The sequence below is a fragment of the Marinobacterium mangrovicola genome (genome assembly GCF_004339595.1).
Classification (GTDB): Bacteria; Pseudomonadota; Gammaproteobacteria; order Pseudomonadales; family Balneatricaceae; genus Marinobacterium_D; species Marinobacterium_D mangrovicola.
In genome coordinates, this window is the sequence record NZ_SMFU01000010.1 from 330,684 (window position 1) to 341,478 (window position 10,795).

Annotated in this window: 11 protein-coding genes; 4 read left to right on the plus strand and 7 right to left on the minus strand. The window is 58.5% G+C overall.

Features of this window, described 5'->3' with window-relative positions; genetic code table 11:
- Positions 1–9: 9 nt before the first annotated feature.
- Positions 10–597, plus strand: a complete 588-nt coding sequence (locus tag CLV83_RS17035; RefSeq protein WP_132295198.1) for a tetratricopeptide repeat protein — start codon at positions 10–12, stop codon at positions 595–597.
- On the opposite strand, the gene CLV83_RS17040 is transcribed toward CLV83_RS17035, so the two are convergent.
- From CLV83_RS17040 to CLV83_RS17055, 4 genes are read right to left on the minus strand one after another with little or no spacing between them, the layout of a single operon-like run.
- Positions 591–1,226, minus strand: a complete 636-nt coding sequence (locus CLV83_RS17040) for a hypothetical protein (RefSeq protein ID WP_132295201.1) — start codon at positions 1,224–1,226, stop codon at positions 591–593. The two genes, CLV83_RS17035 and CLV83_RS17040, sit on opposite strands and share 7 nt — an antisense overlap.
- Positions 1,223–2,503: a glutamate-1-semialdehyde 2,1-aminomutase gene (hemL, locus tag CLV83_RS17045; RefSeq protein WP_132295204.1), complete on the minus strand. Its 1,281-nt coding sequence runs from the start codon at positions 2,501–2,503 to the stop codon at positions 1,223–1,225. Before hemL ends, CLV83_RS17040 begins: the two co-directional genes overlap by 4 nt.
- A 39-nt stretch (positions 2,504–2,542) precedes the next feature.
- Positions 2,543–3,172 (minus strand): thiamine phosphate synthase, encoded by a 630-nt coding sequence (gene thiE, locus CLV83_RS17050; RefSeq protein ID WP_132295207.1) that lies wholly within the window; start codon positions 3,170–3,172, stop codon positions 2,543–2,545.
- Positions 3,169–4,899 carry a chloride channel protein gene (locus CLV83_RS17055; RefSeq protein ID WP_132295210.1) on the minus strand — a complete coding sequence of 577 codons (1,731 nt, stop codon included), beginning with the start codon at positions 4,897–4,899 and terminating at the stop codon, positions 3,169–3,171. The genes thiE and CLV83_RS17055 overlap by 4 nt, the downstream gene beginning before the upstream one ends.
- Before the next feature lie 137 nt (positions 4,900–5,036).
- On the opposite strand from CLV83_RS17055, the gene argC reads away from it, so the two are divergent.
- Both argC and erpA read left to right on the plus strand, forming a co-directional pair.
- A complete protein-coding gene (argC, locus tag CLV83_RS17060) occupies positions 5,037–6,071 on the plus strand; it encodes an N-acetyl-gamma-glutamyl-phosphate reductase (RefSeq protein WP_132295213.1) in 1,035 nt (344 codons plus the stop codon).
- Positions 6,072–6,133: 62 nt separating this feature from the next.
- Positions 6,134–6,481 (plus strand): iron-sulfur cluster insertion protein ErpA, encoded by a 348-nt coding sequence (erpA, locus tag CLV83_RS17065; RefSeq protein WP_132295216.1) that lies wholly within the window; start codon positions 6,134–6,136, stop codon positions 6,479–6,481.
- Positions 6,482–6,622: 141 nt separating this feature from the next.
- On the opposite strand, the gene CLV83_RS17070 is transcribed toward erpA, so the two are convergent.
- Complete coding sequence (locus tag CLV83_RS17070) at positions 6,623–7,720, minus strand: anhydro-N-acetylmuramic acid kinase (protein ID WP_132295219.1); 1,098 nt, start codon at positions 7,718–7,720, stop codon at positions 6,623–6,625.
- 3 nt (positions 7,721–7,723) lie between these two features.
- The gene (locus CLV83_RS17075; RefSeq protein WP_132295222.1) at positions 7,724–9,163 is read right to left on the minus strand and encodes an OapA family protein; all 1,440 of its coding nucleotides are present in this window, start codon (positions 9,161–9,163) and stop codon (positions 7,724–7,726) included.
- Between the two features lie 194 nt (positions 9,164–9,357).
- Here CLV83_RS17075 and tyrS point away from each other — a divergent pair, with 194 nt between their 5' ends.
- Positions 9,358–10,650 (plus strand): tyrosine--tRNA ligase, encoded by a 1,293-nt coding sequence (gene tyrS / locus CLV83_RS17080; protein WP_132295225.1) that lies wholly within the window; start codon positions 9,358–9,360, stop codon positions 10,648–10,650.
- Here the strand turns inward: tyrS and CLV83_RS22705 are convergent.
- The coding region (locus CLV83_RS22705) for a hypothetical protein (RefSeq protein ID WP_207894928.1) at positions 10,610–10,795 on the minus strand (186 nt) is incomplete at its 5' end. The genes tyrS and CLV83_RS22705 overlap by 41 nt on opposite strands.

Sequence of the window (10,795 nt, forward strand, 5' to 3'; positions counted from 1 at the left end):
GGCTAGATTATGAAAAAAATCGTCCCTGCGCTGGGATTGGCGCTTCTGCTGGCGGGCTGTGCAGGCCCAAACCCATACCGGGCACCGGTGGAAGATCGCAGTGAAAGCCAGTCCAGCACCACGCCACCTCCGCCGGGCAGTGTGCAGTCGGTGGATCCAAGCCCAGGGGTGACGGTTCAGCCTATCGATGAAATGCCGGTTTTCCGGCAGCAGCGTGAGGAAGTGCCAGAGGAGAGTAGCAGCGTTGGTAGCATCCAGGATGCCGGTCAGAAGACTCGCAACGCCGCCGTGGTAGCACTGCTGGATACCGCGCAGCAGGAGACCCAGGGCGGTGATCTGCGTGCGGCGCAGAATCGCCTGGAGCGAGCCCTGCGTATCGCACCGCGTGATCCCCAGGTGTATTACCAGTTGGCGGATGTGCAGCGTCGTCTGGGTCAGTTTCTGCAGGCGGAGCAGGTCGCGCTGAAAGGTGTGAATGTGGCGTCTGGTCAGGCGCAGCAGCAGCGTCGCCTGTGGAGCCTGATTGCGCTGATCAGAAGCGACGCCGGCGACAGTGCCGGCGCCCGTGAAGCGCAGCAGAAAGCCAGCCGTTACTGAGACGGCTGGTTCAGCAGACTGATCTCAAGACGCACTGCTGTGGTCAGCAGTGCGATTCCCATTGCGGCAAGCAGTGTTGCTGCGACCGGGTAGGCAGGGACCGGCAGCGCAGCGCTGCCGCTAAAGGCCAGCGCCGCGGCGACTGAAACCGCTGCAGCGGCGCTAAGCACTCGAGCCCTGGCAACGCTCAGGAACAGCGCACCACTCAATACACCAATCACCGAGGCGGCGCCGAGTACATTGGTATACTCCTCGCCATAACCTAGCTGTCGGTTCAGCTCGAACAGGGCAAAAAAGCCCAGCAGTAGCCTTCCCCACCCCGCAGCACTCCAGAACAGTCTTTTACCCAGCGCGTAGACCGCCACTGCCAGCATCGGCATACCTGCGTAGATACCCAGATTGATGCCCAGACGTTTCAGCGTCTCCAGGTCGGTGCTGCCTTCCGGCAGCCAGGCGGCAATGACCGCCAGTGCCAGAAACAGAGAGCTCAGCGACCAGGTACCCAGCAACACAGAATGAGGCTTGTCGTTCTGCCGGGAACGGTAGGCCCAGATGGTACTGCCGCCGACGACCAGCAGCAGTACCAGTTCCGCGATCGATGCTAGCGGGCTCGTTGCCTGGAAAGTCACAGTGCCGCGAATGCCTTATCGGCTGCGGCCAGGGTCGCATCCAGATCTGCTTCGGTGTGGGCGTCGGAGATAAAGCCCGCTTCGAAGGCAGACGGTGCCAGGTAGATCCCCTGATCCAGCATGGCGTGGAAGAAGCGACCGAAGGCCTCGGTATCGCAGGCGGTGGCGCCCTTGAAGTCGGTGACTTCGGACTTGTCGGTGAAGAACAGGCCAAACATGCCGCCAACGCAGTTGGTGGTGAACGGCACGTTATGGCGGGCCGCGATCACTTCCAGCCCTTGGGTCAGGTATTCGGCCTTGGCGCTCAATGACTCATGTACATCGCCTTCGCAGAGTGAGTTAAGCATCGCGAGGCCTGCTGACATGGCCAGTGGGTTCCCGGACAGGGTGCCCGCCTGATACACAGGGCCCAGCGGCGCGATATGAGACATGATCTCTTTCTTGCCGCCGAATGCGCCTACCGGCAGACCGCCGCCAATCACCTTGCCAAGGGTGGTCAGGTCAGGTTTGACGTTGTAGTAAGCCTGGGCGCCGCCGAGCGCGACACGGAAACCGGTCATCACCTCATCAAAGATCAGCACGGTGCCGTACTGGTCGCAGATTTCACGCAGACCTTCCAGGAAGCCCGGCTGCGGCGGGATGCAGTTCATGTTGCCGGCTACCGGCTCGACGATGATGCAGGCGACCTGCTCGCCGACCTGGGTAAAGGCTTCGCGCACGTTATCCAGGTTGTTGTATTCCAGGGTCAGGGTGTGCTCGGCCAGGGAAGCGGGAACCCCCGGGGAGTTCGGTTCACCCAGGGTCAGCGCGCCGGAGCCTGCCTTGACCAGCAGGGAATCGGAGTGACCGTGGTAGCAGCCTTCGAATTTGACGATCTTGTCACGGCCGGTGTAACCACGGGCCAGACGGATGGCACTCATGGTGGCTTCGGTGCCTGAGCTCACCATGCGTACCATTTCGATGGACGGCATGATCTCGCAGACCTTGTCAGCCATCTCGGTTTCGATAGCGGTAGGGGCGCCGAAGCCGAGGCCGTTATCCAGCGCGGAACGCACCGCGTCCATCACCGGCGGGAAGTTGTGGCCGAGAATCATAGGGCCCCAGGAACCGACGTAGTCGATGTACTGCTTGTCGTCTTCGTCGATCAGGTAGGCGCCTTCCCCCTTTTTAAAGAAAACCGGAGTGCCGCCAACACCCTTGAATGCGCGGACCGGGGAGTTAACGCCACCGGGGATATGGGCCTGGGCGGCCTTGAACAGAGCTTCGGAACCTGACATGGGTGCCTTCCTTAAATCTTTAATGGATGAAACTGGAATTCAACGGGCAAACAGGCGGCTGAATGCCTGGGCGCGGGTCTCGATGTCGTCGGCTGCAAAGAGAGCATGAACCACGGCGACCAGGTCCGCGCCGGCGGAAATAACCTGGCTGGCATTATCCACACTGAGACCGCCAATCGCCACTATCGGGCAGTCCAGCTGCTGCCGCGCCTGCTGCAGCAGAGTCAGTGGCGCCGGCTGGGCGTTGGGCTTGGTTTTGGAGGCGAAGAAAGCGCCGAAGGCGACGTAATCTGCGCCACCCTCCCTGGCCAGCAGGGCAAGGTCGAGCTGGTCGTGGCAGGTGATGCCGATAATGGCATCGGGCCCCAACAGGTCACGGGCCTGCTGCAGCGAACCATCGGTCTGGCCCAGATGAACACCGCTGGCGCGGGAGTTGAAAGCCAGTTGCGCGTCGTCATTGATCAGTAGCGGTACCTGGTATTGCTGGCAAAGCTGGTTCAGGGCGCGGGCCTGGCGCAGGCGTTTGTCATCGTCATCGGATTTATCCCGATACTGGATCAGGCTGGCGCCGCCGCGCAGGGCTTTTTCGACCGCATCGAGCAGGGTGCGGTCATCGGGCATAAGGGTGGAATCGGTGATGCCGTATAGGCCGGGTTTGACTGCGTTCATAGTGCCTGTCTGTGGTGGTAGAACTCTTCGATCTGGCGGTGGCTGATCACGCCGAGAGGTTTGTCCTGGTTGCTGACAACCAGCAGTGCGCTGACGCCTTTGGCGCTCATCAGCTCCCAGGCCTCGTGCAGGGTGGAGCGGGAGTAGATGTTGATCGCATCCTGGCGTGTAGCCGGGATTTGCATCAGGTCCACGGTGGCGGGTTTATCCTTCTCGCCAACGCCTTTATCGCCAATGTGGTTCTCAAGCCAGCTGCGGATATCGCCGGGCGGCATTAGAGCTCTCTCATTCTGGCGTTCGACCAGAATCCAGCGCGGAGAGCTTTGCAGCAGGCGGCTCAGCAATTCCGGCGTGCTCTGGCCCGGAGTTGAAATAAAGTCCCGGTCCATCAGGCTACCGACTGCGGCGCGGGAAAGCGCCTGGGCCACCGGCGCCTGGTTAATATCCAGCCCCTGCGCCTGAAGTATCGCCTGGAACGCAGAAGGTCGTTTGAAGAGGGAGCGCAGCGTCAGGTTGCTGATGACGATGGCCAGCATGCCGGGAAGGATAATCGCCGAGTTATCGGTGAGTTCCAGCAGGGCGATCAGCGCTGCCAGCGGAGCGTTGAGTACCGCGCCCATCATCGAGCCCATGCCGATAATGGCGAACAGGTCGGTGGAGATATCCAGACCCAAATGACGGGCTGTGCCGGCCAGCAGGGCACCGCCGACGGCACCGATCACCAGCGAGGGGCCGATTAGCCCGCCGGGGATACCCATGGCGATCACGAAAGGGGTCAGCAGTGTCTTGCAGATCAGCAACAGGAGCAGAAACTCGAGATGGTCCGGGTTTTCGAACACACCCTCGATACTGTCGTAACCGGTACCCATGACCTCAGGTAGCGCCATGGAAATAGCACCGGCGATAAAGCCTGCGAATAGCAGCCGAACCGCCAGAGGTACCCGCCTCAGTCGCAGCGTTTGCTGCAGTGTGCCGATAAAGGCTGCAGCGAGCAGGCCGATACCGAGTCCCAGAATCAGCAGCAGCGGCAAGTCATGCAGCATATCCAGCGGCAGTATCGGCAAGCTCAGGCCTTCGGCGTGGCCCAGGGTTATCTGCATGAATACATCGGCGACCACGGCAGCGACGATGATCGGGATAAAGCCGAGGATGCTGTACTCCAGCAGCACCACCTCCATGGCGAAGATGACGCCCGCCAGTGGTGTGTTAAAGACCGCTGAAATAGCCGCTGCGGTACCGCAGCCGATCAGTATCCTCAGGGTGTTGTTGGGCAGTTTCATCCACTGCCCGATCAGGCTGCTGCAGCTGCCGCCCAGATAAACCGCGGGACCTTCACGGCCGACGCTGTGGCCGCTGCCAAGGGCTATTGCGCCGCCAATAAACTGGGTGATCAGGTTAGTGAGCGATAACTTGCCCTGGTGGTAATTGAGTCGTGCGATCAGATGGGGAATACCCACCGAACGAGAAGCTGCGGGCAGGGCGTAAAGCAGGCCGACCAGCAGCAGGCTGCCGATGATGGGGAAAGCGAAACGCTGCCAGAGTGGCAAGGATTCAAAATGTTCGCTGATACCGGCAGGGAGGAGCCACTGCTGGGGCAGCTCTATGGCCAGACGAAACAGCAGAATCACCAGGCCGGTGGAAAGGCCTGAAAGTACGCCCAGTACTACCAGCTGGGGCAGGGCGTCGAAGTGGGTCAGCCGTTGCCGGAAACGTTCAAGCCAGGGCATACGGCAGGATCTCTATGCGCATTCGATAGTCAATGAACTAGTGTGTCGTTATGATACTTCTTCTGCGCCGCCGATTCCTTCGGCTTTTGGCGTGGGGGATAAGATTAACAGTTCTGAAAAATGAATGAGAGGTTGCCGTGGTCAGGGTAGGTATTGTTGGTGGTACGGGCTATACAGGCGTCGAGCTGCTGCGTCTTCTGGCGAATCACCCGGAAGTCAGTGTTGAAGTCATTACGTCACGCTCAGAAGAGGGTGTGCGTGTGGCCGACATGTTCCCGAACCTGCGCGGTCACTACGATCTGGCGTTCACCGTCCCCGACGTCGAGCGCCTTGCCGCCTGTGACGTGGTTTTCTTTGCAACCCCTCATGGCGTTGCTATGTCTATGGCGCCGGAACTGGTCGCGCGCGGCGTAAGAATTATCGACCTGGGCGCGGACTTCCGTATCAAGGACGTGCCGCTCTGGGAAAAGTGGTACAAGCTGGAGCACACCTGCCCGGATCTGGTGGAAAAGGCGGTGTATGGCCTTCCCGAGGTAAACCGCGAAGCGATCGCTGGCGCGCAGCTGGTGGCTTGTGCCGGTTGTTACCCGACTGCAGCTCAGCTGGGTTATCTGCCGCTGCTTGAGCAGGGGCTGGTCGATCACCGTCGCCTGATCGCAGACTGCAAATCCGGTGTCAGTGGCGCGGGTCGCGGTGCCAGTGTGGGTACTCTTCTGTGCGAAACCAGCGAAAGCATGAAAGCCTACGGCGCCTCAGGTCACCGTCACCTGCCGGAAATCCGCCAGGGGCTTGGCAATGCGGCGGGTCGTCCAGTGGGTCTGACTTTCGTGCCGCATCTGACGCCGATGATTCGCGGTATTCATGCAACGCTCTATTCCGTACTCAAGGATCCGGTCGATCCGGGCCTGCAGCAGCTGTTTGAAGAGCGCTTCGCCAACGAGCCGTTTGTGGATGTGATGCCGGCCGGCAGTCATCCGGAAACCCGTAGCGTGAAGGGCTCCAACTTCTGCCGTATCAGCGTACATCGGCCGCAGGATGACGATACTGTGGTGGTGTTGTCGGTGATCGACAACCTGGTTAAAGGCGCTTCCGGCCAGGCGGTGCAGGTGATGAATATCATGTTCGGGCTGAAGGAAACCGCCGGCCTGAATGTGGTGGGGTTGATGCCTTAATACTTGACTAAAACGGTTGGTATAAGGGAGAATTCAGCCTCAAGTGGAGGATTTCTAGTCATATGAGCGAAAACGTACAGGATACGTCGCTGGAGTTTACCGAAGCGGCGGCGGCTAAAGTCCGGGGGCTGATTGAAGAGGAACAAAACGACAACCTGAAGCTGCGTGTGTATATCACCGGCGGCGGTTGTGCTGGCTTCTCTTACGGCTTCACGTTCGATGAAGACAAAGCCGATGACGATACCGAGATCGTTAAGAGCGGCGTGACGCTGCTGGTTGATCCGATGAGCTTCCAGTATCTGGCTGGCTCCGTGGTTGATTACCGCGAGGGGCTGCAGGGCTCTCAGTTCATCGTCAACAACCCCAACGCGACCACCACCTGCGGTTGCGGATCATCCTTCTCCATCTGATATTCCCTGGTTCAGAGGGATTACGTCAGAACATCCAAGTGCCGGGCCAGTCCCGGCATTTTTGTTTCCAGATCTCAGTCTCCGTGCTTCGGTAAGTCTCGATTCAGAATTGGATTCTTTTCGGGCTAAGCGGGTTGTGCGTCAGGCAGGGTAGATTGCCCCCAGAATACGCTCACCCGTGGCGCCGGTAACGGCGGGCAGGTTGCCGCTGAGAGCGTTATCGGTGCGCCAGGCCAGCCAGGCGAAAGCGGCCGCTTCAACCCAGTCAGGATCAAGTCCCAGCGCCGCAGTAGAGTGCACACTGGAACCCGGCGCATGCGCTGCAATACGTTGCATCAGATGCCGGTTATGTGCGCCGCCACCGCAAAGGTAAAGCTCGGGCGTGCTCATGCCGAGTGATCCTATCGCTTTGCAGATCGACACAGCGGTTAATTCAGCCAAAGTCGCCTGCACGTCTTGCGCCTTGGCTGCGTCAAGGCTGTTCAGGTGGTCATTCAGCCAGGTCAGGCTGAATAGCTCCCGTCCGGTGCTTTTGGGCGGTGGCAGTTGGAAGTAAGGCTCAGCGAGCAGCCGGGTTAACAGGTCGCTGATCACTGTGCCGCTGGTACTCCAGTCACCGTTGCGGTCGTAGGATTTGTGCAGATGTTGGTTGATCCACTCATCCATCAGTACATTACCGGGGCCGGTATCGAAACCAATCACTGGTTGCTCGGTATCGCCCGGAAGACTGGTCAGGTTGGCCATACCGCCGATATTGATAATGACACGATCCGTACCGCTCTTCTGGAACAGCGCCCGGTGAAAAGCGGGGACCAGTGGTGCTCCCTGACCGCCGGCGGCCAGGTCCCTTCGGCGAAAATCGGCGATGGTTGTTACCCCGGTCTGCTCGGCGATGCGGCTTGGGTCTCCCGACTGCAGCGTGAAACCCAGAGAAGGTCGGTGACGTAGAGTCTGGCCATGACTGCCGATGGCCGTAATCGTGTGGCGAGGAATCTGGTGCGCGTCGATCAGGTTGTTGGCGGCGTCCGCGAACAGATCCGCCAGGTCTCTATCCAGTATTCCCAGCTTGTCGATCGATTCGTCTTTGCCGCCAGCCATATCAAGTATACGTCGCCTGAGTTCCGCGCTGATCGGTGTGCTGTGGCTGGCAACAATCTCGAATTCGGGCTCAAAGCGTGCCAGGACCGCGTCAACTCCGTCGACGCTGGTGCCCGACATAAGCCCCAGGTAGAGGGACATGGCTTAGTTGCTCAGGGTGTCGGTTTGCTCGTTGCCGGCCATGGCCAATGCAGGCTGGCCGGCATCAAGCATCGCCATCAGTCTAGCTGACTGCTTGTTGAATGCGGCAAGCTCGGTCTTCGGTACAGGGTTGGCGTGGGGCAGATCCACGGTAACCGGGTTCTTATGCACGCCGTTCAGACGGAATTCGTAGTGCAGATGAGGCCCGGTTGCGGTGCCGGACATGCCTACGTAGCCGATCACATCGCCCTGTTTGACGCGTGAACCGTTGGCAAGGCCGGATTTGTATCCGTTCATATGAGCGTACAGGGTGGTGATGTTGCCGCCGTGCTGAACAATGATAGTGCGCCCGTAGCCTCCCTTGGTGCCGCGCCAGATGATCTTGCCATCACCAGCAGCCTTGATAGGTGTGCCGGTTGAGGCAGCATAGTCTGTGCCGCGATGGGGGCGCTTTTTGCCCAGCACCGGGTGAAAGCGTTCGGGGTTGAAGTTGGAGCTGATACGGCGGAAGTCCACCGGTGAGCGCAGGAACGCCTTGCGCATGCTCATGCCTTCAGGGGTGTAGTAGTTGCTGTCGCCATGGCTATCGGTAAAGCGGACCGCCTGGACGAGGCGTCCGTCATTGACGAATTCCACGGCAAGAATATCGCCTTCCCCGATTTTTTCGCCATCCAGGTATTTCTCTTCATAAAGTACGCGGAAGTGATCCCCCTTGCGGATATCCAGCGCGAAGTCCACGTCCCAACCCAGTATCTGTGCCATCTGCATGATCATCCGGCTGGAGAGACCTGCACGCTCGGCATCGACAAACAGTGAGTTGCTGATCATTCCGCTGGCGCTTTGCTGCTCGATGCGTGGTTTCAGTGTCGTCCGGTCAATGGAGTACCCGCTGTCGTTACGCACCAGTTCTACGCTGTTAAGACGATCTTCGGTGAAACGCATCTTCTCCAGCTTGCCGCCTTCGATCAGGAAGGAGATGGTCTGTCCCGGGAAGAGGCGCGATAGCTCGCCGGATTCCTTGGTCGCCTGGCTGACCTGGTACACATCCCGAGCGGAAAGCCCGGCTCGCTGGAACAGGGTGCTGAGGCTGTCGCCGCTACGCACCTCGAAATCGATCCAGTTCTCGATAATGGGCGCTGGCGCTGGCGCTGGCGCTTCGGCTATGGCTGGAGGAACTTCAGGCTCAACCTGGATAGTCGCGCTGCCAGGGCTCTGGAGATCGCTGGAGGCTGTGTCGTCAGAGGCAGACTCAGTAGTCGCCAGGGGCGCGTTCAACCGGGGTTGATCGCCGGGCTGAATGATCTTGAGTGTGCTGCGAGTTGCCTCAACCTCTTCCGAGGGAAGCAGTAATAAAGTGGAACCAAGAATGGCAGTACAGATAGAAGCAGCAGCAAGGTGGACTTTAGGCAGGCTGATAACAAAACTTGAGGCTTTTCGGATCACGGTGTCACCTGGCGATACTGAAATTAGAACCAATGGCAATATGACTGCCGATTATATAGAAGTTCCCTGTTATTGTGTCTGCCAGGCTGGTGATTTCTTGAGCATTTTTCGAGGCGTTTCATTTGTCTGGGTCAAGGGGCAGCGCTAAAATGCGCGCCTTGTTTTTCGAAACTGAATTTAAATAGAAGGCAGCTATGAGTAAGCGGAATCTGATTGAAGACCTCAAGGCGCGTGATTTGATTGCGCAGACGACCAGCGAAGAGGAGCTGGTAGAGCATCTCGAATCAGGGTCGGTTACTCTTTATTGTGGCTTCGATCCCACCGCCGACAGTCTTCACCTTGGGCACCTGGTTCCGCTGCTGATGCTCAAGCGTTTTCAGGATTATGGCCACCGTCCGATCGCGCTGGTCGGCGGTGCAACCGGTTTGATCGGTGATCCGAGCTTCAAGGCGCAGGAGCGTCAGCTGAACTCGGCGGAGGTCGTTCAGAACTGGAGTGAGCGACTAAAGGCTCAGATCAGTCAGTTCATCGATTTTGGTGGTGAAGATGGTGCAATCCTCGCCAACAACTTCGACTGGACCTCCAATGTGGATGTGCTCAGTTTCCTGCGTGACATCGGTAAACACTTCAGTGTGAACAAGATGATCTCCAAGGAGTCGGTGAAGCAGCGTATCGATCGTGATGGCGAAGGTATCTCTTTTACCGAGTTTACCTACCAGATCCTGCAGTCCTACGACTACCAGAAACTGAATGAACTGTACGGCTGCTCCCTGCAGATCGGTGGTTCCGACCAGTGGGGTAACATCACCGGCGGTATCGAACTGGTACGTCGGATGAACAGCAAATCCGTTCACGCACTGACCCTGCCGCTGATCACCAAGTCTGATGGCACCAAGTTTGGTAAGACCGAAGGTGGTGCGGTATGGCTGGATCCGAAGAAAACCTCTCCTTATGCCTTCTACCAGTTCTGGTTGCAGACGCCGGATGCGGACGTTTACCGCTTCCTTAAGTTCTTCACTTTCCTGGATGTTGAACGCATCGATGAGATTGAAGCTGAAGATAAAGCGCGTGAAGGTCGTCCGGAAGCGCAGCGTATCCTGGCAGAAGAGGCCACTCGTCTGGTACATGGTGAACAGGCGCTGGAAGCGGCTCGTCGTATTACCGAAGCGCTGTTCTCTGGTGATCACTCCGCGCTGGATGAAAATGACTACTCCCAGTTGCAGCTGGACGGTCTGCCGTCCTCGCAGTTGCCGGAGTCTTTGTCTGAGCTGTCGTTGACCTCTCTGCTGGTGGAAGCTGGTGTGGCCTCTAACGGCAAACAGGTCAAAGATGCGCTGCAGAGAAGCGCGGTGATGATCAACGATCAGAGCTGCTCCATGGATCAGAACATGGAAGCCGAAGCGCTGTTCGGTAAAGAGAGTGCACGTTTCGGTCGTTTCTTCCTGGTTAAACTGGGTAAGAAGAAGCACCATCTCTTCTTCGTCTGATCAGCGTTTGGAAAGGCGATTCAGGCTTTTTGAAAGTTTTTGCAAAAAGCCTGTTGACTCCCTCCGGCAGGTCTGTAGAATGCGCCTCCTCGCTTGAGACGACACACCCTTCGGGGCTGCAGACGACCAGCGAGGCGGTTTTCCA